At 56.2% G+C, this 22,848-nt stretch carries 18 protein-coding genes; 6 read left to right on the forward strand and 12 right to left on the reverse strand.

Annotated features, from left to right (window positions below; translation table 11 throughout):
- Positions 1 to 243: 243 nt before the first annotated feature.
- The 6 genes from ACN0X0_RS19555 to nikB form a co-directional block, all read right to left on the reverse strand.
- Positions 244 to 414: a helix-turn-helix transcriptional regulator gene (locus tag ACN0X0_RS19555; RefSeq protein ID WP_263620515.1), complete on the reverse strand. Its 171-nt coding sequence runs from the start codon at positions 412 to 414 to the stop codon at positions 244 to 246.
- Positions 415 to 788: 374 nt separating this feature from the next.
- Complete coding sequence (locus ACN0X0_RS19560; RefSeq protein ID WP_417280558.1) at positions 789 to 2,462, reverse strand: ABC transporter ATP-binding protein; 1,674 nt, start codon at positions 2,460 to 2,462, stop codon at positions 789 to 791.
- 15 nt (positions 2,463 to 2,477) lie between these two features.
- Entirely contained in the window at positions 2,478 to 4,013 is a 1,536-nt protein-coding gene (gene argH / locus ACN0X0_RS19565) for an argininosuccinate lyase (RefSeq protein WP_417280559.1), read from the reverse strand.
- A gap of 125 nt (positions 4,014 to 4,138) precedes the next feature.
- Positions 4,139 to 5,710 (reverse strand): ABC transporter substrate-binding protein, encoded by a 1,572-nt coding sequence (locus ACN0X0_RS19570; protein WP_417280560.1) that lies wholly within the window; start codon positions 5,708 to 5,710, stop codon positions 4,139 to 4,141.
- Positions 5,711 to 5,749: 39 nt separating this feature from the next.
- On the reverse strand, positions 5,750 to 6,613 hold the full coding sequence (locus tag ACN0X0_RS19575; RefSeq protein ID WP_417280561.1) for an ABC transporter permease: 864 nt from the start codon (positions 6,611 to 6,613) through the stop codon (positions 5,750 to 5,752).
- The gene (nikB, locus tag ACN0X0_RS19580) at positions 6,606 to 7,526 is read right to left on the reverse strand and encodes a nickel ABC transporter permease (RefSeq protein ID WP_417280562.1); all 921 of its coding nucleotides are present in this window, start codon (positions 7,524 to 7,526) and stop codon (positions 6,606 to 6,608) included. Before nikB ends, ACN0X0_RS19575 begins: the two co-directional genes overlap by 8 nt.
- 100 nt (positions 7,527 to 7,626) lie before the next feature.
- Between nikB and ACN0X0_RS19585 the strand changes: the two genes are divergently transcribed.
- Positions 7,627 to 8,511, forward strand: coding sequence for a LysR substrate-binding domain-containing protein (locus ACN0X0_RS19585; protein WP_417280563.1), 885 nt, complete (start codon positions 7,627 to 7,629; stop codon positions 8,509 to 8,511).
- Positions 8,512 to 8,702: 191 nt separating this feature from the next.
- On the opposite strand, the gene ACN0X0_RS19590 is transcribed toward ACN0X0_RS19585, so the two are convergent.
- Entirely contained in the window at positions 8,703 to 10,478 is a 1,776-nt protein-coding gene (locus tag ACN0X0_RS19590) for an inositol monophosphatase family protein (RefSeq protein ID WP_417280564.1), read from the reverse strand.
- A gap of 308 nt (positions 10,479 to 10,786) precedes the next feature.
- Here ACN0X0_RS19590 and ACN0X0_RS19595 point away from each other — a divergent pair, with 308 nt between their 5' ends.
- The 5 genes from ACN0X0_RS19595 to ACN0X0_RS19615 all read left to right on the forward strand — a co-directional run bounded on the left by ACN0X0_RS19595 (position 10,787) and on the right by ACN0X0_RS19615 (position 16,441).
- The gene (locus tag ACN0X0_RS19595; protein WP_417280565.1) at positions 10,787 to 11,869 is read left to right on the forward strand and encodes an ROK family transcriptional regulator; all 1,083 of its coding nucleotides are present in this window, start codon (positions 10,787 to 10,789) and stop codon (positions 11,867 to 11,869) included.
- 345 nt (positions 11,870 to 12,214) lie between these two features.
- Complete coding sequence (locus ACN0X0_RS19600; protein WP_417280566.1) at positions 12,215 to 13,519, forward strand: extracellular solute-binding protein; 1,305 nt, start codon at positions 12,215 to 12,217, stop codon at positions 13,517 to 13,519.
- A gap of 18 nt (positions 13,520 to 13,537) precedes the next feature.
- Complete coding sequence (locus ACN0X0_RS19605; protein WP_417280567.1) at positions 13,538 to 14,473, forward strand: carbohydrate ABC transporter permease; 936 nt, start codon at positions 13,538 to 13,540, stop codon at positions 14,471 to 14,473.
- A complete protein-coding gene (locus tag ACN0X0_RS19610; protein WP_417280568.1) occupies positions 14,470 to 15,378 on the forward strand; it encodes a carbohydrate ABC transporter permease in 909 nt (302 codons plus the stop codon). The genes ACN0X0_RS19605 and ACN0X0_RS19610 overlap by 4 nt, the downstream gene beginning before the upstream one ends.
- Position 15,379: 1 nt before the next feature.
- A complete protein-coding gene (locus ACN0X0_RS19615) occupies positions 15,380 to 16,441 on the forward strand; it encodes an ABC transporter ATP-binding protein (RefSeq protein ID WP_417280569.1) in 1,062 nt (353 codons plus the stop codon).
- A 244-nt stretch (positions 16,442 to 16,685) separates the two neighbouring features.
- Here the strand turns inward: ACN0X0_RS19615 and ACN0X0_RS19620 are convergent, their stop codons facing one another.
- From ACN0X0_RS19620 to ACN0X0_RS19640, 5 genes are read right to left on the reverse strand one after another with little or no spacing between them, the layout of a single operon-like run.
- On the reverse strand, positions 16,686 to 17,366 hold the full coding sequence (locus ACN0X0_RS19620; RefSeq protein WP_417280570.1) for an SGNH/GDSL hydrolase family protein: 681 nt from the start codon (positions 17,364 to 17,366) through the stop codon (positions 16,686 to 16,688).
- Positions 17,353 to 18,333 (reverse strand): ABC transporter ATP-binding protein, encoded by a 981-nt coding sequence (locus ACN0X0_RS19625; RefSeq protein ID WP_417280571.1) that lies wholly within the window; start codon positions 18,331 to 18,333, stop codon positions 17,353 to 17,355. Before ACN0X0_RS19625 ends, ACN0X0_RS19620 begins: the two co-directional genes overlap by 14 nt.
- The gene (locus ACN0X0_RS19630; RefSeq protein ID WP_417280572.1) at positions 18,330 to 20,156 is read right to left on the reverse strand and encodes a dipeptide/oligopeptide/nickel ABC transporter permease/ATP-binding protein; all 1,827 of its coding nucleotides are present in this window, start codon (positions 20,154 to 20,156) and stop codon (positions 18,330 to 18,332) included. Before ACN0X0_RS19630 ends, ACN0X0_RS19625 begins: the two co-directional genes overlap by 4 nt.
- Positions 20,156 to 21,130, reverse strand: a complete 975-nt coding sequence (locus ACN0X0_RS19635; protein WP_417280573.1) for an ABC transporter permease — start codon at positions 21,128 to 21,130, stop codon at positions 20,156 to 20,158. The genes ACN0X0_RS19630 and ACN0X0_RS19635 overlap by 1 nt, the downstream gene beginning before the upstream one ends.
- 15 nt (positions 21,131 to 21,145) lie before the next feature.
- Positions 21,146 to 22,738, reverse strand: a complete 1,593-nt coding sequence (locus ACN0X0_RS19640) for an ABC transporter substrate-binding protein (RefSeq protein WP_417280574.1) — start codon at positions 22,736 to 22,738, stop codon at positions 21,146 to 21,148.
- Between the last annotated feature and the right edge of the window lie 110 nt (positions 22,739 to 22,848).

The following is a 22,848-nucleotide window of genomic DNA, read 5'->3' on the forward strand; positions in this document are numbered from 1 at the left end:
CCGGGCGCCCGATGGCAAGCCTGGCATCAAAGCGTTCCGGATCGACATGCCAACGACGGCTCACCGAGCCATCATTCCAACGGTAATCGGTGAACAGGTGAATCTTCTGCGTCCCGTCGTTCAGAAAGCCTTCCTGGAAAGGCCAGCCTGTCTTTCTCTTCGCCATGTACCCGCGCCACTCGTGTCGTTCTTGCCGTTCTGTCTTTCGTGTTGGGGGGCGGGATCAAAGCCTCAGGAAACGGACTAGCGCTTCGCAAAAAGCTCTTCGGGGTCGACATTGAGCGCCTTGGCGATGCGTTCGAGAAGGTCGAGGGAGGCCGCGAACTTGGCGTTCTCGACCTTGCCCATATGGCCGCGGCTCACGTCGGCCCGATGAGCAAGCTCCTCCTGGCTGAGGCCGCGGGCGCGTCTCAAGTCCTGGATGTTCAGTGCTACACGGTCCCGCAAGTTCATGCCCGCGAAACGGACACGATGCGTGAAATATCACCACGCGATATATGTTACATTCGAAGGTGCGAAGAAGTAATCTTGGAACGGCGCGAGATCGCCGGAATGGGATGCCTGCCGATACGCAGGTCACGGGATGATCCGTCTCGAAAACATAGTGGGACGTTCAATCGATCTTTCGGAAAAAGGGGCGGCACCGGCAATACCGGTGCCGCCAGTTGGTCGTCCACAGGGAGGTTGTAGAGGACGATCTAATTCTCGATCTTTTCGGAGGCTTAGATGCTTGGGGGCTATGAAATAGTTTAATCTATCTTCTCACGATTGAGACAGTTTAGCGTGCATCAATCAACGGAAGTTCGATTGAGCACTGAGTTTGATGTCGAATCAGCTACAATCTCGAATGCAGCCTTTAGCAAGGCCTGCGTGTAGGTTTCCTTCGGCGCCGTGAAAATCTGCTCTGCCGGCCCCTGTTCTATGACTTTCCCCGACTTCATGACGATCACCTCGTCGCAAAGAGCTTTCACGACTTTGAGGTCATGGCTGATGAACAGGTAAGCAAGGTTGTGCTTCTTCTGCAGATCTCGCAGCAAGTCGATAATTTGGCCTTGGATTGACATGTCGAGGGCTGATGTCGGCTCGTCCAAGACAACGAATTTCGGCTTGAGGATCATGGCACGTGCGATCGCGATCCGTTGCCGTTGACCTCCAGAAAACTCATGTGGATGCCGATGCCGCATTTCGGGGTCGAGTCCCACTTCTGTGAGGATCGACTTGATCATCTCATCGCGCTCAATGCGTGAGGAGCCAATGTTGTGGATTCTCAAACCCTCACCGATGATCGCTCCGACCGACTTGCGCGGACTGAGCGATCCATATGGATCCTGAAAAACGATCTGGATGTCGCGCCTCATGCTTCGCAGGGCATCGGTAGTCATGAGACTAAGGTCTTTGTCCATGTATCTGATCGACCCTTCGCCATGATTGAGACGGAGAATTGCCATCCCGAGAGTGGTTTTGCCGGACCCGCTTTCGCCGACCACGCCGACTGTTTGCCCTTGGCGAATTTGCACGTCGACACCGTCGACTGCTTTCACATAGGCCACGTTGCCACGGAAGAGCCCGCCCTTTATCCCATACCAAACCTTAACATCTTTCGCCTCTAGAACGACCGGCGCATCTTGTCGTACGGCGACCGGCGCGCCCTTCGGCTCGGAATCTAAGAGGTGTTGAGTGTAGGGATGTTTGGGGTCGTTGAAGATCTGTTTCGTGCGCCCGGTCTCGACGATCTGGCCCTTGTTCATCACACAAATTCGGTCCGCCATTTTTTCGACGACCCCGAGATCGTGGGTAATGAGCAGCAATGCCATGCCAAACTGCTTTTGCAGGTTCCGCAGCAATTCAAGGATCTGGGCCTGGACCGTCACATCGAGCGCGGTTGTCGGCTCATCCGCGATCAAAAGATCGGGCTTATTGGCGAGCGCCATTGCGATCATTACACGCTGCCTTTGACCGCCGGAAAGCTCATGTGGATAAGCGCTGACGCGCTTCTCAGGCATGGGAAGCTGCACCAGTGTCAACAGCTCGATAATTCTGTCCTTGGCCTTCTCTCCGCGCAGGTCTGTATGAAGTGCCAACACCTCGCCAATTTGCTTACCGATCGTCTGCAGCGGATTGAGGGATGTCATGGGTTCCTGGAAGATCATGGATACACGATCGCCCCTGATCTTCTCCATTTCAGCCTCGTTCGCGCCCATCATTTCCTGTCCGGCAAAACGAATACTGCCTGATCTTTCATTTCTGACGGCATAGGGAAGTAATTGAAGAATTGACAGGGCCGTTATCGACTTCCCCGACCCAGACTCACCCACGAGCGCAAGGGTTTCACCCTTGTCGAGCGACAGCGAGACTCCTTTAACGGCTTGGACGCGGTTATCCATTGAGACAAAATCAACCCGCAGATCATTAATCTCAAGCAAAGTTGCGGGCGAGGTTGATACGTGTGTGGGCGTGTTCATCGGTCGCTATTTCCCTCAACTCTGGGAGCCAACGATACGATCAATCGCAGCGTCCAGCTGTTTCTCGGCCTTGTGGATGTGCTCCTGTTTTTCCGACAACCAGTCGCTGTCATCCGACAGTTGCGCTGCGGCTGCTTGGATCATTCGGTTAACCTCGGTCGGTGCGATGCTGCCGGTTGTCACGCGCGTCTTAACGAACGCTTCGGGGTTAAGCGCGTCCTTTAGGCTGCTCTCGCTGATCGCGATATCGCGACCAATAGTTTCCTGCGCTGCACGGTTCAGGACATCCTTGGTGACGTTCGCCGGATCTATGTCTTCAGCCAGGCAGTTGCGCACCAGGCGGGCAACAACATGATGCACCTGCCGAAACGAAAGGCCAGTCTCACGAACAATACCGTCAGCGAGGTTGCTTGCGGTACACCAGCTTCCGTTTAGCGCCGTGCGCATCCGGTTGTCGTGTACGATCAGTGTACCAACGATACCAGTAAAGAGATCGAGCATCCCGTCTGTGATATCTAGTGCCTCATCAATGAATGGAAGATCGCGCATTGCCTGATCGCCGGTACCTTCGGCACGGAAGGTGGCCAGTGCAGTTGTGAGCCAGCTTACGGAACCACCAGCCGCCTTCTTAATGGCCTCAAGGCCCGCCGGGTTCTTCTTCTGCGGAAAGATGCTGCTGGTCCCGCAGAATGCGTCGTCCGATTCAATGAATCCGAATTCCGACGACGACCAGATGTGAAGGTCCGTTGCCAGATCATTCAGGGTGGCCATCAGAATGGAGAGCACTCCGACGGTTTCCGCAGCGTAGAACGCTTCCCGACCGAGTTTCGAATTCTCCAGGACCGCGCCGAAGCCGAGCAACTCCGTAGTGCGAACTCTGTCGAGCGGCCAAGAGGTTCCAGACAAGCCTACGGCTCCCAGCGGATTGAGGTTCACACGAGCATAGGCCTCTCGCAAACGGGTAAAATCATCATCAAGTCGTGTCATGATGCTCAGCAGATAATGGCCGAAGACCCAAGGTTGCGCTTGTTGCATGTGGGTGTAACCCGGCATGATCGTATGGACATGTTTTTCCGCCTGACAAAGCACTGCTTCGCGAAAGACGTTTAGACGCTCTAGGACGTCAAGCATTCGATTTCGTGCATGAAGACGTCGAACCGTCGTTCCCTGGTCAATACGGCTTCGGCCAGTATGCATCTGCCCTCCTACATCTTCACTCATGCGTGAGAACAGGAAAGCCTCGACCTGAAGAAGAAAGCTCCCTTTGAGCGGATCGATTGGGAAGACCTCCGGGTCGGTTGCCCTAATTTCTAACAGGCCCTTGAGGATTTGTTTGGCAATGCTCGGTGACAAGATTCCTTGCTCTGCCAACATTGTAGTGTGAGCCAAGTCAACTAGGTTGAACTCGCGATAATGATGCTTTTCATGCATCAGAACTGGAAGATCGTAATATTTGACAAGGCTCTCTGCTGGAGGGCTGCTGAGACGCGCTTCGGCAAGCAGAATCTCTTTTTGGTCGACAGGGCGGTTCATGGCGTTTTCTTTTTGCATAGGAGTTTCTCTGAGCGGCGTCTTGCAGCCCGCCAACGAAGTGAAGGAGCATCAAACTGTGGTTGGTCCGGGCGACCGGGAGGAGACTGCCCGGACCAAGTTCAGGCGGAAAAGACCTTGTTGGCCTACTGCTTTGTCACCTGATCGAGCCCAATCAGCCCGTCGGTGAAGATCTCGAGCCCGTCGATGCCTTTGCCCACGCCGATCAATTGGACGCTGTTGAAGAGCGTTAGTGCGTTGGGTGCCTCATTCCATGCAAGTTTCTGCAGGTCGGCGAAGTAAGACATGCGTTTGTCGTAGTCGAGTTCGACTGCCGCCTTGTCGAGCAGTTCCTTTGCCACCGGATTGTTATATCCAGTCAGGTTCGAAGGATCGCCTTCGTAGAACTTGCGTCGTGTGCGCCAGTCGGCCTGAGTAATGCCGGTACCCAACAGCCACATATTGGTGTCGTTGCTGCCGTAACCAGTACCCACGCCAGGCTGCTCATTGTAGAGTGTCTTCTGATAGGATGCCCATTCCCAAACCTTGAACTCGGTTTCGATACCGATATCGTTCAGGTTCCCCTGGATCACTTCAGCCACGGTTTTGTCTTTGGGATATCGCCCATCCGGCGTCCAGATCACAACCGGTTCTGATAGCCCATCCGGAAAAGCCTCTGCCATCAACGCGCGTGCTTTTTCCTGATCATACGGATAAGGTGTTTGAGCGACATGACCTTGAACACCTTCGGGGATGATGCTGTTGGGCTCACTCGCATAGCCTAGCAAGATCTTGTCGATGATCGCTTGTCGGGGGATAGCGTAGTTGACGGCTAGTCTCGCACGAGGATCGCTGAATGGGGGCTTCGTGGTGTTGAGCTCGAAGAAGATTTGGAAAGAGCTGGGCTTTACCAGAAGTTCGGTCGTATCGTTATTCTTGATCTCCTCCGCGGCTTCCGGCGGGATATTGAGAGCGATGTCCGCGTTCCCGGTTTGAAGCTCGATCATCCGCGCAGCGCCCTCTGGAACGGGGCGAAAGGTTATCGAGTCGGCAGTACCCTGCGTGCCGTGGAAGTCGGCATTGCGCTCAAGAATCACGTGCTCGCCAGGAATCCACTCCGACAGCAAATATGGACCGGTGCCGACCGGGTGTTGTGCGTAGTCATCCGGATGCGCATTTACCGCAGTCGGACTGTTCATGGACGCGTACACTTCCGCCAGTTTTTCGAGAAGCGTTGGTGACGGTGCTTCGGTCTTAATTTCGACGGTGAATTCGTCGATCACATCTACGGCGCTGATCGCAGAGAGCTGGGACCGGTTCGGCGATCCGAGTGTGGGATCGACAATGCGTTCGAGGTTGAACTTCACCGCTTCCGCGTTGAACGGGGTTCCATCAGAAAACATGACACCCGGTCGCAACTTGAAGGTCCAGGTCAGGCCGTCGTCCGAGGTCGTCCACGATTCAGCGAGATCGGGGACGACCTCTGAAAGAGACGGATCGTTCCACTTCACTAGGTTTTCGAAGATGTTCAGGAATACGATTTGAGAAGGCACCGAGCGAGACACGTGTGGGTCGAGCGTATCGACGTCGCTTCCCTGCACGACGCGCAAGTCGAAATCTGCCAGAGCCGGCGAAGGCGATGTGATGGCGGTTGCGCTGACCAGTCCAAGACCGAGTGCAAGACACGAGCGCCGTGTTAGTCTGAGTAATCCCTGCATGGTATTTTCCTTTTTTGGAGTTTGGTTGGGTGCGTTTTGTCAGAAAGCCTTGCGCGCGCGCGGATCAATGTAGTCGCGTAGCGCATCGCCAACGAGGTTGAAGCTGAGGATGACTAGGAACAGAGCGATCCCGGGTGCGAAGATCACATGCGGATGCAATGTGAACTGCGCCCGAGATGAGGCGATCATTGCCCCCCATTCCGGTGTTGGTGGTTGAGGTCCAAGCCCGAGAAAGCTGAGACCGGACCCGATAAGGATTGCCTCCGCCAGGGAAAGTGTGCCCTGAACGATCATCAAAGAGGTGGTGTTGGGAAGGATGTGCGAGAACAGAATGCTGAGGTCTCTGGCACCCAGCGATTTTGCTGCCGTCGTGAACTGGCGGCGCTTGAGCGCCAGCACCGGTCCACGAAACAGACGTACATTGGGCGGGATGGTTGAGATTCCGATTGCCAGAGTGAGGCTGACCACACCCGGACCAAAAATCGTCACGATGACGATCGCAAACAGGGTTCTTGGAAACGCAATTAGCGAGTCGATGAAGCGCATCAGCAGCGCCGTGAACCAGTTCTCAAAGTAACCGCAGAGCGCGCCTATGATGACGCCGAAGGTCATCGCGATAGAGACGGCGACCAGTGCTACAAGCAATGTGATCCTGGCACCCCAGACCAGCCGTGCGAGCAGATCGCGCCCGACTTCATCGGTGCCGAGCGGATGCTTCAGTGACGGGGACAACAATGAGTTGAGCAGGTCAACGCGGGTCGCTGTTTCCCAGCTATAGAGCAATGGAGCACAGATCGCGGCGAGCACGAATGCAACCATGATGAAAAGTGCAATGATGGCGACGAAGTTTCTGCGGCGAATGAGATAATCCACGAAACCGACAGTAATTTTGTGCTTACGCATAGGTGATCCGGGGGTCGAGAAAGCCATAGAGCAGGTCCACAAGTAAATTTACGATGACGACGGCAGCGGCGAAAACGAGGATCGTTCCTTGCACGACGTAGATGTCACGGGCCATGATCGCCTCAACCATGAAGCGCCCCATCCCCGGCCAGGCGAAGACGGATTCCACGATTACCGCGCCGCCAAGCAGACGACCGAAGTCGAGCCCAAGAACTGTGACAATCGGGATTGATGCGTTTTGCAGTGCGTGGCGATAGGTGACCTTCCGCCAAGAGAGACCTTTCGCACGGGCCGTTCTGATGAAGTCTTCCGACAACACATCGAGCATGGTCGAGCGCGTCAGCCGGGCGAAGGTCGCCACATAGGGTAGCCCGAGCGTTACCGCCGGAAGGACAAGGTTCGCCAAACTCCCGCGACCGGTTGGCGGTAACCATCCAAGCTTGAGCGAGAAGACGTACATAAGGATAAGACCGAGAAAGAACCCCGGCGTCGAGATTCCAAGAACGGCCACACTGGTCACCGCTCGGTCAGCACCGCCTCTAGGATGAAGTGCGGAATAGATGCCCAGGGGAACGCCAAGCAGAACAGCAATCGCCATGCCGACAATCGTCAGCTCAAGTGTTGCAGGGAACGTTCGAGCAATCCCCTCCGTCACGGGAGCGAGTGTCCGGAAGGAGTTTCCGAGATCGCCTTGAAGCAGTTTGCCCAAGTATATGCCATATTGAGTGACGAGCGGCTTATCGAGCCCATAGTTGGTTCGGATCTGCGCGATATCCTCTTCCGATGCGTCTGGCCCCGCCGCCATCCGCGCCGGGTCACCCGGGATCAGATGAACCACCAGGAAAACGGCAATCGAGACGCCAATTAGCATCGGAAGAAGCAGGAAAAGACGCCTTATTACGTAGCTCAGCATGTTCGACCCTCTTGAATGTGATGCGATTTTTGCGTGACAACTTCCTAACATCAAGCGTATACGGAGTTGTCTCTCTATAGATAAATGTTATGCGAAGGCCATGAACTCACGTCAGATAGAAGCTTTTCGCGCCGTTATTCGGCTGGGCAGTATGACCAACGCAGGTGACATGCTTGGTATATCTCAACCCGCAGTCAGCCGACTCATTCGGGACCTGGAAACGTATCTCGGGTTGAAGCTCTTCCGCCGCGAAGGAAACCGGCTGATCGCGACCCACGAATCTCTCGTGCTGTTTGAGGAGGTAGACCTCCATTATCGCGGTTTCGCTCAGATCGAAAAAGTAGCTCGAGATTTGAGAAACCAATCAGTCGGGTCGCTTCGGGTGGCAGCTCCGCATTCATTGGCAAGTTTTTTCTTGGCCGATGTAACGGCGCGATTCGTGTCTGAAAAACCGTCGATCGGAGTGAGTATTGCCAGCTTCCATTCAACACTGATCGCCGAACGGATTGCTTTGCGGCAGTTTGATATTGGCCTCGTACAGCTAAAGGGCGATCACCCTGGCGTAAGAGTGATACCTCTTCAGCCTCCCGCCGCGGTTGCGATTCTTTCTAAGGCCCATCCTCTTGCAGAATACGATATACTAACGCCCGACCTGATGGCAGGCCAGAATTTCATCTCCTTAGGCCAGAACAGCCCGCTGCGCGCCAGGATTGACACACTGTTTTCGGAGCGGGGCATCGAACGTGCGCAGCAGGTTGAGGCCGACTTGGCCGCGACGGTGTGCGGGTTCGTATCGCGTGCCGTAGGTCTTTCAATTGTCGATCCATTCGCGGCGTCAGCAATGGCGAAACAAGAGGTCGTGGTCAGAGCATTCCAACCGACGATACCATTCGAAGTGGCTGTTTTAATCCCAGCGAACCGCAACCTTTCGAGCCACGCTCAAAGATATCTGGACTTAATAAAGATTCACTTTCGAGCAGGTTAAGTCGAATTGGCTGCTCGACAGAAGGGGTAACGTTTGTCTGATCAAGGCTTTGCTTTAACAATGCGAGTTCGGCCTCGCAGTGACTGAACGGGCAGCGGTGTTTGACATCGTCCGAGCTGAAGAGAACGCTGGTATCACGCTCAAACTTCGATTCCCATCCCTGTTGATCCTTTCGGTCAAGCTGACTGTTTTCAGCCCGCCATTCCGGAGAACACGTCACGGCTCAGAGCTTCCCAGCTATCAAAGTCACAAGCCGTAACCAAGGCACCATTCCTATTTGAAACATCGTATGGATGATTGTCGGTCCGTGCGGCATAGCCACCGGCTTCACGAACGAGCAAGGTTCCGGCGAGATGATCCCATGGATTGAGAATGTGATACATGGCGAAATGAGCGTGCCCGTCCGCCACCGCCCGATACTCATGAGAGGCACAACGGTAGGACGCAAAAAGATGGGCCTTGGTGAGTCGACACAACACGCCGGGACGGTAATGAGGGGGAAGATCACCGATTGAGACATAGCCATACATATCACGCAGGGGCACCGGATCGGCGACGCGCATCTTCTTTCGGCTGCCATCCGACCCGATCAGATATGCGCCGCCGCCTGTCTCGGCAACAGCACAGCTTTTTGAGATCGGATCGTAGATAATGCCGGCAACCGCTTTGCCTTTTTGCGTGACGGCCAGAACGACATTGAACAACGGCATTCCCGCCGCATAGTTGGCCGTGCCGTCAATCGGGTCGACGACGATGGCCAATTCGGCATCGGCAAGCCTGTCGAGCAGGGTTGGGTCGGCCGCCACGGATTCTTCACCAAGAAACATTGCCTCGGGCAGAAGGTCGGAGAGCGCATGACGCAAGTGGCGTTCAGCCGCTTCGTCGCCTTCTGTCACAAGATCGGTGGCACCGGTCTTGGTGCGGATGTGGTGCTGCGAAAGGCGCCCGAACCGGGGCAGGACCTCGGCCTCGGCCGCTGCCGTGACGGCCGCAAGAAGCTTGTCCATGTCGAGCTTCGGCCTCGTGGACGCAGCGATCATTGGTGTCTTCAGACTATCCGAATGCATGATTTCTTCCCGGTTGGCGATAAAGAACTTCAACTCCTCGGCTTGGTCGGTCTGGATGACTGATACACCCGCATCGATCAACTGACCCCAAACGCCCTCGGGGTCTTTCAGGGCGGCGGTGTCGGTGAACCCCGCGCAGGACACGTCATCGAGGGTGTTGCACCATAGGGTCATGCCATGGGCTGCGCCGCGTCGCGCGAGCGCCGAGACCTGGCTGATGTCGTTGAAGATGACTTCGCACAGCCGGGGTGAAAGCTGAAACAAGAGGTCGAGTTGGGTCTCGGCCGCGGGATCAAGCAGCCGGGTCTTTGCCATGAACAGAACCTTTTCAGGGTCGATCCCGTGGCGCACCCAGTGTAAATCCGCCGGCGTTCTCAAGTCGCCCCAGAAATCGACCTGTCCAAGAACGCCCATGTCCCGGGCACAGGCGACGACCTCGGGAATGATCGAGCGGTCCTTGACGTCGAGATGGAGGAAGATTCGGTCACGCGTGAGATCAAAGACGTCCTTCAAACCTGGAACGCATTCCGCGGTCTTGCCGTGTTCGGCGCCGCCATTGCGGTTTCGAAGCTTGATGCTTGTCAACTCCTGCAAACTTAGTTCTTCAGGTGCTCGATTGATGCCTGCCATGCGATCAAGCGTTTCGTCATGAAGAAGGAACAGGCCGCCATCTGCGCTACGGCGGATGTCGATCTCAACGACCTCCGCGCCGGTGCCTATGGCCCGCTCAATTGCCAGCAGGCTGTTCTCGGGCGCGTCACGCCACAGCCCCCGATGAACGGCCACAGCGCATGCCCGACGAGTGTCGGCAATATAGTCGGAGTAGGAGCACTCACCTGCATTCATATACTGTTCCTCCCATGGCCAGACCGCATCGAGCTTGGCAATTGTCTTGCCCACACTGGTCGCATCAGACGGCCCTTGCGCCGGTTGACCTCCAAGGCCGCGACACCTAGGGCACCATGAACCGTGGGCCTACTGTTACTCTTAAAGAGTAATAAGTGCAATGCCAACGGCATAAAGAACTCCGGCCGGCGTCGTCTTTGTTTTTCAGCACGTATTTGCGCTATTGAAGTACGAGGTTGACCGGTTGACACTCATCGGGAGTGATAGAGCAGGATTTAGCGGAAACGATGCGGAAGATAAGAACCTACAAACCGGAAGACCTTGTCGAGACAAAATTCAGACGCCGCGCTGGCGGTCGGGTGGTGTCCGACAACGAACGCTGGCTGCTTCGCCAAGTCTGGCTCAATCCGGGAATTTCGCGGTCCGAGATCACCGCTCGCAGCGATCTGGCCCAGCAATCCGTCCACCGTATCCTCGACCAACTGGCCGAGCGCGGCATCATCGCACTAGGCGACCCCAAGGAAGGCCTCGGCAGTGGGCAACCCAGCCCGATGCTGACGCTCAGGGGCGACTACGCTTTTACGGTCGGCCTGTCGATCAACACCGATGTTCTTGGCATTTGCCTGCTCGATATGGCTGGCAATTTGCTCGGAGAGGCGAGTGTGTCTCTACATGGTCAGCCGGTGGAAGAGGCTCTGAGTGCTGCCGACAAAAAAATCAGCGCTCTGCAGAAATCGCGTGGCCTTGACGCAGAGCGCTGTTTCGGGATCGGCTGCGGTATTGCCGGATACTATGTGGGCGGCACGCGTTATAATGCGTCCTTACCACTTCACATGTGGTCCTTGATCGAGCTCGGGCCTTTGATATCAGACTTCTTTGGCAAGCCTGCATGGATTCACAATGGCGGCAGTGCCGGCGCGGTTGCTGAAGCTTTGTTCGGCGTGGGCCGTTACATTCAGAATTTCGCCTACCTTTCCTTTAACTACGGTTTCGGCGGGGGCATCGTCAGTGGCGGAGAACTGCTTGAAGGCGGCAACGGTAATGCTGGCGAATACGGTCCCATTTTTCGCAACGGCCCGCGTCCGGCGATGCAGTATCTGATGGAAAAGCTGAAAGAGAATGGCATGTCTGTGACTTCGATCACCAGATTGCAGGAGGAGTTCCGGGCAGACTGGACGGGTGCCGCCGAGTGGGTCGATGACGTGGCGCCCCACTACAACCGTATGCTCGACGCCATCGTCGGTGTGTTCGATCCCCAGGCAATTGTCTTCGGCGGTCAGGTGCCCCCGGCACTCGCGCAGATGTTCATCGACCGCACCGATCCGCCGGAAGATTCCCGATACGGCGTTCCGCGACTTCCAGCAAAACTCATTATCTCTGAAATCCGGGGCGACGCCGCGGCCCTCGGCGCGGCCTCGGTCCCTTTCAAGGCCGAGTTTTTCTGATCAGCAAGGAGGGTAGGTGGTGCTTATTCCAGCTGGCGATCTGCCGGATTTACTCTGGTCGAGTGAACCACCCTCCTATTTGGGCCGGCCTAAGTCTTTGTGACGCTGAAATCGAACCAGCCGGGTTCTCTCTTCCACCGACAATTGCCGGGGTGAGCGCCTTCATTTTTCTTGCGAAACCTCGCTCTTCGGGCGAATGCGCACCCTTGTTACATCGACGTCGGAAGCAGCGAAACTGTAAAAAAGAGGCAAGAGACTTGCTTTCACTCATCTGTCACACTTAGGGTGTAACAAGGGCTGGCAAAGCGAATACAGATTTGAACAGCTCTCCGGAGGAGGAAGCCCATGAACAAACTACGTCTCTTGACGACCGCTGCCGCATTGGCAGTCACCGCAGCATCATCAAATGCTGCCGAAATCGAATTCTGGTACGGCAACACTGGCACCGTCGAGGCGGCGATCTTGGCCGAGTGTACAGCCTTCAACGAGAGCCAGGCTGAGCATACCGTTAGTTGTGTCGGGCAAGGCTCCTACGAAGCCGGTTTCCAGAAAGCCATCGCAGCCTATCGCTCCAATACCCATCCGGCGCTGATCCAGTTCTTCGACGGCGGCACGCTCGACGTGATGTTGTCGGGCGCAATCGAACCGGTCTACCAGTTGATGCCGGATGTCGACTGGAACGATTACCTTGCGGGCGCGCGCGGATACTATGAATCCTCCAATGGTGAGCTTTACTCACAGCCCTACAACGGCTCTACGCTCATCTTCTATGTGAACAAGGAAATGCTTGGCGCAGCCGGCGTGACCGATCTCCCGGAAACCTGGGAGGAGGTCATCGATGCGGCCCGCAGGCTCAAAGATTCTGGCGAGGCTTGTCCGTTCACAACCGATGCCCACCCTTGGCGGATCATCGAGCAGTTCGCTGCACGCCATGCCGCGCCGATCGCCTCTAACAACAATGGTTATGGTGGGCTCGACGCCGAATATGTCTTCAACACGGGCCTGATCGCCGATCACCTGAAGAATCTCGCGGCATGGCATGAGGAAGGGCTCGTGCGGTTGAACGAAGAAGTCAAGGCCGGCAACTACGCGGCGGCCTTTGCGGCAGGCGAGTGCGCAATGATGACCGCTTCGACCGGCACATATGCGTCTGCTTATGAGGCGCTCGGCGACAAACTCGCGATCTCGATGGCACCCATGTATGAAGGTCATGAGCGGCACAACACCTTTATCGGCGGAGCGTCCATCTATGTCATGAAGGGCCACTCCGAGAAAGAGATTGCCGCTGTGAAGGCGTTTCTCAACTTCATCCGTGAACCGGCGCAACAGATCGAATTCTCTCGCGCAACCGGTTATTTGCCAGTCACGCTGACTGCACTTGAAGAACTCAAGAGCAGCGGCCTTTCTGACGATCCGGCCTTCGCCCCGGCGACCGTCGGTGTCGACTCTCTCAATCAACCGGCGACAGAAGATACCAAGGGCATTCGGCTCGGTTTCTTCAGCGGCGCGCGCGACATCATGATCGAGGAAAACGCGAAAGCCTTCACCGGTCAGCAGGACATGCAAACCGCGCTCGACAACGCGGTCCAGCGTGGCAACGAGTTGCTCCGCCGTTTTGAAAAGACTTATGAAGGCGTCGAGTTGCCCTAACAAGTCGTGACATAATTCTTGACCGGCGCGATGGGTTCGCGCCGGAAAATCTATTCGGGGCACAGTTTGATGCAACATGGCTATTATAAGAACCGCTGGATGCCGCTATGGCTGTCGATACCGCAAATCATCGTCATGGTTCTTTTCTTTTTCATTCCTATCGGGATGGCATTCTTCTGGTCGTTCCATCTGGAACAACCGTTCGGCGGAGGGTCGCGGTTCGTGGGTTGGGAGAATTACCAACGGACATTTGCCGATCAGGAGTTTTGGGAAGCACTGCTGCGCACCGTGATCTTCACAATAATCGGCGTGTTTCTGTCCGTAGGCTCGGCGCTGATCATTGCCGTCGCAGCCGACCGCGCCGTGCGCTTCAGCGCACTTACCCGCAACCTAATGATGTGGCCAAAGGCAGTTTCCGCTGCGGCGCTCGGTCTGATCTTCATCTTCCTTCTCGATCCGTATCAGGGCGTCTTCGTCTATTTCAACGAGATCTTCCCCGGCGTCTGGAACCCGCGTCTGGACCCCACCGACACATGGACGATGCTGTTTATCGCCAACACCTGGTTTGCGATGTCGCTAAGCTTCATCATCCTGCTTGCGGGTCTTCAGGGTATTCCGGAAAATCTGCACAAGGCTGCCGCAATTGATGGTGCCGGTCCATGGCGCCGCCTGTGGGATATCCAGCTTCCCCTAATCACACCGCAACTTTTCATCGTCGTGGTGCTGGAGATCGCCGACAGCGTCGTCGCGTCGTTTTCGCTGATCGAGACCATGACCAAAGGCGGGCCGGGAGATGCGACCAATCTGCTCGTCTACAAGATCTATCGCGACGGCTTTGCAGGTTTCGATCTTTCCGGTGCCGCAACACAGACCGCTCTTTTGATGGTGCTCGTCATCGCGGTCACCTCGCTGCAATACGTCTTCCTAGAGCGCCGTGTGGAGTATGAGCGATGATCGAAAACACAAGCTCCGTCAACCGCGTGGCAGTCGCCATCTTGATCGCAGCATGTCTCTTCATGCTGGTGCCGCTTGCCGTTGCCTTTGTGACAGCGACCCTGGACTACCCGACCTTCCTGCGCGGTGGTGTCACCATCATTCCGGGCACCCATTTCTTTGATAACGTTATCGAGGTCTGGCAGCTTACCCGCCTGCCGCGCCAGATATTCAACAGCTTCGTAACAGCTCTTGGGATTTCGCTTGGAAAGATGTTCCTCGCCTTCACGACGGCCTATGCTCTGGTGTTCTTCAGAAGCCGATACACGATCTTTATCTATGCGGCCGTTCTGGCCACAATCATGCTGCCTCTCGAATTGATGATCGTGACGCTCTATCAGGTGACCGCGAACATCGCCGAACCGGTTAACTGGATCGCCAATATCGGTGGCCTCTGGGCGCGGTACTTCGGTGATCCGCTCGGGCTCAAACTGAGCCTGCTCGACACCTATCCCGGCATCATCCTGCCCCAGATCGCGACCGGCGGTGCCATCCTCATCATGGTGCAGTTCATGCGCACGCTCCCCCGTGATCTCGCCCGGGCGGCGACGATGGACGGGGCATCGCCGCTGCGCTTCATGTTCGACGTCGTTCTGCCGCTGAGTAAGGGACCATTGATCGCCCTGACGCTGTTCTTCTTCGTCGACGGCTGGGGCAAGTTCATGTGGCCGCTGATCGCCGCCTCGTCGCCGGATATGATCACCGGCGTCGTCGGCTTGACCCGACTCGATTTTGGAGAGGAGGCGGCCATTCCGAACTACCCACTCAAAATGACGGGCGCCTTTATGGTGTCGATTGTGCCCCTCGTCATCATCGCCGTTTTCCAGCGCCGCATCGTGCGCGGACTGACTTATATGGATCGCTAAAATGAGCTCTGCGAATATTACACTAGACAATCTTCAGAAATCGTTCGGCGACGTGGATGTTATTCCCGGACTGAGCGTTGAAATCACGTCCGGCAGTTTCACCGTCATTCTCGGACCCTCCGGTTGCGGCAAGTCGACCCTGCTGAATATGGTCGCCGGCCTCGAAGAGGTGTCAGCCGGTCGGATCCTGATCGGCGGCCGCGAGGTTCAGAACACCCCACCCAAGGACCGCGGACTGGCCATGGTCTTTCAGAACTACGCGCTTTATCCGCATATGACGGTGGCCGAGAACATCGGCTATGCGCTCAAGGTAGCAAAAGTCGGGAAGGGCGAACGGTTAAAGCGCGTTGCGAAAGCGGCCGCCTTTGTCGAACTCGGCGACTATCTTGATCGCCGCCCCAGCGAGTTGTCTGGTGGACAACGTCAGCGCGTCGCGATTGCGCGGGCCATCGTTCGCGAGCCGGAGGTTCTGCTCTATGATGAGCCGCTTTCCAATCTCGATGCCAAGCTGCGGCATGGCATGCGCATGGAACTGCACGATCTGCACAAGCGGATCGGTGCGACCAGCGTGTTTGTCACGCACGATCAGGTCGAGGCGATGACCCTTGCCGACAATATCATCATCATGAAGGAAGGCCGCATTGAGCAGTTTGGCACGCCACAAGAAATCTACCATGAGCCGGTCTCTGCGTTTGTTGCAGGGTTTGTCGGTGCGCCGCCGATGAATCTGGTCACCGCCAGAGTGGAAGGTGGAAAACTGGTATTTAACGAGGGTACTATCGGTATGATAAAAGCGCCGGACGGCCCTGTAACTCTTGGCATACGCCCGGAAAAGATTGTAGCCGATCAAGGCGCGATCTCTGTCTCTTTGGTCTACGAAGAGGATCTTGGCTCACATCGGGTGATTGTCTCGGAAGCCGCCGACGGTCAGCGTCTTCAATTGACCACGCAACTGGCGCCCGAGGCGAGGTTCGGCATTCGCTTTCCGAGCGACGCCGTTCACTTGTTCAACCCAAAGACAGGCGAACGCCTTGAGTTCAGTGTTGAGCCTATCACGTCGTAGCGCGACGAACTGCCTGCAATGAAGGCAAAGCTTGTCCGGCCAAAGTTAGTTTTGATGAAGCGGTCGATGGGACGTGTGCAGGTATGCAACGACTCGAGCAAATCGATTTTGGAACAAGGGCGGCAAGGTTCAGGCTTCTAAGGAGGTGGCGGCACCTCAGGGAGGAGAGGCACCGCCGTACCGCGCGCATCCTACGAGACGCGCGGCAATCGGCAGAAGAGCATTACGCTGGAATCATGCGATTCTAATCTACAGACGTGTTGATGATCGAAAGCAGCTTATCCGCGACTGCTCTGCCGAGGTGAGCATGAGCTTCCTCATCCAAATGAATGCCATCCAGTACAGCTGGTTCGATAACCTTCGCGGCGTCCAAGTATTCTACCCCAGTCTCTTGTGCTAGGCGTTCGAAATGGCGCGCCAACTCGCGCGATTTCTTTTCGGCGCCGGCCAAAGGTTCGGCGGCAAAACCTTTTTCATTGATGTGTGGAGGCGAGATCAGCAGAATGATGGGCGTCGCACCTTTCGTGGGTCCACAGGGTGATGTTTGGGTAACGTCAATGAGCTGCCGCATATTGTTCGCGACGAGCCAAGCAGAGGTGCCCAGATGGGCATGCAGGTCATTTGTCCCGAGCATCATGATGATGCAGTCCAACGGCCGATGGCTTTCAAGAATGATCGGCAAAGCCGCAAGTCCGGATTTGTTGCCACTGGCAGCGGGATTGTCGAACACTGTCGTCCGACCAGGATGCCCCTCCTCGATGATTTGGACCTGGTCGCCTAACTTGGACTGAACCACGCCTGGCCACCGGATATCAGAAGGGAAGCGATCCAAGTCGCCGACATGTGCCATTGGTGGGGTTCCATGGGTGTTCGAGTCCCCGAAACACAGCACGACGAAAGGTTTGGTATGTTTAGTTTTCAGCATACTCGATCTCCTTATGCTGGAGGGGATTGATGCATCTGACACGCGATCCCGCGATGTCGCAGATTTCGGGAAGTTGCAGGCTGCATTCATTTTGCCAGTGGCCGCATCTGGCTGCATAGGGGCAACCGTCGCCAGCCCGGTCTGTCGTCGCGGACATCGCGGCGGAACCTACCAACGTACTTGTGGCCATTCGCGGTGAGGAATTCCAAAGATCGACCGTGTAGGGATGGCGCTTTGCCGTTGCGAGATGGTTTGACGTCGCTGCCTCCATGATCGAGCCGCGATACATGACCGCAACATCATCCGCGAGATACTCAATCGTCGTCAGATCATGCGAAATGACCAGAACAGCGAGGTCCTTCGTGCGACGCAATTCGTCCAGAAGGCCAATCAGTTGGGCACGTACGGAAATATCGAGTGCCGACGTCGGCTCATCTGCGATCAGCAGGACGGGGTCAAGCGCGAGGCTTCGCGCAATGGCGACCCGCTGTCTCTGCCCGCCAGAGATATCGTTGATCGAGCGCGAGGCGACAGAACTCGGAAGCCGCACCAGTTCCAGAAGGTCTTCGGCGGCCCTACGCATCTGGGAGACTGGCATCGATCCGTGAATGCGCATCGGCATCATGATCTGTTCGCGAACGTCGAGATGCGGCACCAATGAGCCGCCGGCATCTTGAAAAACCACCCCCACCTTGCGAGCGAGCCATGCGCGGCGTTTCTTTGGGTTCACAATCGCTGCCGGACTGGTTCCATCTATCACGATCTTGCCGTGATACGGGACCATGCCGGTGATAGCCTTCAAGAGTGTGGTCTTCCCGGAACCGGACTCGCCAACGAGCCCTGTGATCTGTGACCGCTTGATGTTGAGGGAAACCTCACGCGCACCATAGATCGCGGATGCGCCCCCAGCGGATGGATAGGTCACGCTTACACCATCGAGAGTCAATGCTGAACTTTGAGCGGTCATGCGGCGGCATCCTTTTCTGGCGTCAGTGGAAAGTGACATGCGGCGGGATGCTCTGTCGTAACATTCAGCTGGGGACGGTTCTCAAGGCAGAACTCCTGTTGGAATTCGCATCGCCCGGCAAACCGACACCCGGTCCCGAAGTCTTTTGGATTAGGGACGGTTCCCCCGATCGAGTAGAGGCTTGGCTCGCGGGCTTCCATCGACTGCACGGACCGAAGCAGTCCTTTGGTGTAGGGATGCCGCGTTTGCGTAAGGACTTCGTGAGCCGAACCGGTCTCGACAATCCTGCCTGCATAGGCAACCGCGATGCGATCTGTCACCGCAGCGACGAGCGGAAGATCGTGAGTGATCAGAAGCATGGAGAAGCCAAGCTCGCGACGCAGGTCCGCAATGAGTTCAAAGATTTCTGCCTGCACGGAGACGTCCAAAGCCGTCGTTGGTTCATCTGCGATCAGAATGTCGGGGCGTCTTGCCAAGGAAATGGCCAGAGCAATCCGCTGACATTGTCCCCCGGATAACTCGTGAGGATACGCGCCAAGAACCCGTTCGGCCGGCAGCCGGACCTGTTCGAGAAGCTCTTTCGCGGTGAACCCGGCACCCTCTAGGACCAAACCAATCTGGTTTTCGATTTTCAGACAGGGGTTGAGCGCAGCGATCGAGTCCTGGGGTAGGAATGCAAGGCGTTTGCCCCTGATCTCTTTCAGTGCTTTGCCCGAGGAGCCCAGCAGTTCACGCCCATCAAACACCACAGATCCAGTTGTTTCTGTTCCACGGGGGAGAATGCCTAAGATGGCTTTTGCGACCAGTGATTTCCCTGAACCGGATTCCCCGACCAGCGACAGCATCTCGCCCTTGCGAAGATCCAGACTGACTCCAGCGACGACCGGAACCTCTCCGTAATGCTCGGGGATACTGATCTTGAGGTTGCGGACAGACAGAAGCGCGTCTTTGGGAACCGGCGCTATCGGAAGCGAAGACGATACGGCACGGGCTTTCGGTCGCGGCAATCTGAGCTTCCGCCCTCCCAAGGCATCGCCGAGCAAATTTACGGCAAGGGCAAACAGGACGATTGTCACACCACCTGACGTGGCGACCCACCAACGGCCCGATGCCATAAGATTGCGTCCGCCGCTGACGATGTTCCCCCACGAAGGAGTCGGCGGCTGAACCCCGACACCGATGAACGATAGGGCCGCTTCGAGAAGCACTGCATCGGCAAGGATCACAAGGGCGAAGGTTGCAACGACAGCCGCGATTGAGCGTGACACGGCCCGCGACAGGATGAACAAATCGCTTGCACCGCTGATCTGGAGCGCCGCAACATACGTTCGACCATATTCGGTTCGGATCGATGCTGAGACCAGACGTGCGATCGGGGGAGTGTAAAGAACGGCCAAGACAATAGCAGTTGTCGTCGCGCTTGGCGTTAATACTGTTGCAAGGGCAATCGCAAGGATGACACCTGGAAACACAAGAACTAGATTGATTAACATGGCGACGCCCGCGCCCACATAATCGCGCCGGACAGCGATAATCGAACCCAGTATCATTCCAAAAAAGAGAGCGGTGAGCATGCCGCTCAGGGAAATAGCAACCGATAGTCTTGCACCCCAGACCACGCGTGAGAACACGTCTCGACCAAGTTCATCTGTGCCAAAAAGGTACTCACCACCTGGCGGCAAAAGCGGACGACCCGCGCCGGGCTTCAAAGGGTCGAAGGGCGCGATGAAGCCTGGAAACACAGCGAAGACAAGGACGACAATCAGTATCGCAACCGAAATCCATTCCAGAAGGCCGAAACGCTTTGAGATGTTGCGGAACATTATGACATCTCCCGAGTGCGCGGATCGAGCAGGAACAGTGCGAGATCGACCAGAGCTGTAATGGCAAGGAAGATTGCAGCGACCAATACGGCGACAGCCCGCAGAGTCCAGATGTCGGCCTTTAAGGCTGCATCAACAAGCAGTCGGCCAATTCCGGGAATTGACATTGCCGTTTCAATAAAGGCGGCTCCGGCGAGCAGATACCCTGCATAGAGCCCCAAAACGGTGACTGGCGCGATTGCGACGTTTCTAACAAGATGTTTGGTGATCAGTCGGGCGGGGGAGAGCCCTTGGGTGCGGGCAAATTGCATGTAGTCCTTTTCCAGTTCTTCAAGTATCGAAGTGCGGACAATGCGCGCCAGTGCGCCGGCGATTGGGATGGCAAGCATAGTCGAGGGAATGATCAGGGATTGCGCCCACCCGGAGATGCCGCCCTCGGCGATGCTGGTATATCCGCCACTGGGCAGCAGTCTCAGGTTTACGCTGAGCAGGCCAACCACAACGATTGACAGCCAGTAGTTCGGCGTCGACATCATGAGTGTTGCGATGTTCTGCAACAGCCGACCGAACCACGTGTCGTACTTCGTTGCCGATATCCCCCCAACCAGTATCGCAAGCAGCACCGCGATTAGAATAGCAAATCCTGTGAGTTGCAGCGTGATGGGAAGGGTTTCGGCGATTACCTTGCTGACCTCTTGGCGCGAGACGAGGGTGAAACCAAAGTCACCTCGGATTGCCTCGCCCAAGAAGCGCACATAGCGAATGGGGATTGGATCGTTAAACCCGTTTTCCTCAAGCCAGCGGGCGCGTTCTGCTGAATCGGTCGGTTGTCCGTTGCGCGTGATTGAGGGGTCTCCGGGTACGAAGTCAACAAGCACGAACACAAGGAACGCGGCCGCGAACAGGACCGGAATTGATTTGGCCAGCCTCCAGGCAAGGAAGGTGTACCATGTTGATCTGCTAGCAGCCGCCATGTCCAAATAGCCCCCTTACTTCTTTGCCACGAGACGAACATCGAGAGATGCTGTTTCGAGGGGAGCCACGCCCTCGATTTCGTCGGGCCTCCAGGCCGTCGGCACCGCGCGGTGGAACAGGATGCTCATGGGCATTTCTTCGAGAATGATGGACTGCATTTCTGCCAGAATGGCGGGGCGGTCCACGCCCGCGCGCAGGCTTTCTGTCAGCAGCTCATGCAGGCGTTCCGCGGCCTCGCCCTCGAAGTGATTGAGCTGTTCAGACCAGAACGGTCCATGGAACCACCCATAAAGAAGCGGGCCATCCCAACCGAAGTAAGACTGGTCGGTCAGCGCGATCAGAACGTCGTAGCTTCCGTCCACGACATTGGAATAGATCGCTTCGCCACCAACGTTCTGCGAGAAATCGATGCCGATATCACGCCACTTAGAGATGATGAGATTGGCGGCTGCCTCGTTCCAAACGGTCGTGAATACCTGTGCCATGAGCTGTCGTCCGTCCAACACCAGCCCTTCGGGATAGCCAGCCTCAGCTAGAAGTGAACGGGCGCGTTCCGGATCATAGGTATAGACGGTTTCCGGTTCACGGTAGGACGGATGATGCTCGGGAATGAGCGCTTTGGCGACATTGCCATTCCCAAATAGGGCGACGTCCACGAGCTCTTCTCGGTCAATCGCGTACATGAGAGCCTGCCGCACGCGTTTGTCGTCAAATGGGGCCTTGGAGCAGTTGAACATGATGAACGAAGCCAGAAAACCCGGACGGAAAGCCGTTTCAATTTCCGGCGACGCTTCAAGGTTCAGTAAATCGAGATCGGACGGTTCTTCGATAAGAGAGACTTCCCCGGTGGTCAAAGCGATCGCCCGGCTTGAAGAGTCCATTATGATCCTGAGCTCGATAGAGTTGACCAGCCCCGGTGTTTCGCCAATGTATTCGTTGAAGCGCTCAAGAACGACCCGGTCGTTTGCGGCAGCAGAAACAAAGCGGAACGGCCCGCTTCCGACTGGTGCGGCACCGAAAGCTTCGGGATCGGCTTCGACCAATTCCTTTGGAACAATTCCAACGACAGCGAGGCGGTCTTTCAGAATGTCAGTGGGATAGGTCAGTTCCAATTCGATAAGGCCCTCTTCAATGAGCCGTGCTTCCTTGATGAAGGGAATGAACTGCCGATAGAAATAACTGTTTTCCTCGTCGACCAAGCGGTTGATCGAAAAGACTACGTCGTCACCTGTCACCGACCGCCCAGTGTGAAACACACTGTCGGTGCGATAGGCCACCCGATAAAGCGTGTCGGACACGCGCTCGGGATCGCCAAGGGCCAGCATCGGCCGTGTTTGCCGGTCTGCGAACGAGGTTTCGTAGAGGCGTTCGAAGACAAGTAGATTGGTTGCGATATTGGTCGATGTGACCGCTACCGCAGGATCAAATGTCGCAAAGTCGCGCGCCATCCCGACGTAAAGGGTGTCAGTGCCGCTTGCTGCCTGCGCTATCGCGCCGGGTGCTGCAATGATACCTGTGCCGACGAGCGCCCCCATACTCCCCAGCAAGAAACCCCTGCGGTTTGGATGCGGCAAAGCGGGCCGGGAACGGCCTGTAGTATTGTTCATGATTTCTCCTCCGATTTACTGCAGAGAGCCCTTCCTATCGCAGTTGACGAGGATTGTTAATACATCATACGTATGATGTAAAGGCGATAGGCATGAGTTTTTGTTTCAGC

The organism is Celeribacter sp., assembly GCF_048270365.1.
Taxonomy (GTDB): domain Bacteria; phylum Pseudomonadota; class Alphaproteobacteria; order Rhodobacterales; family Rhodobacteraceae; genus Celeribacter.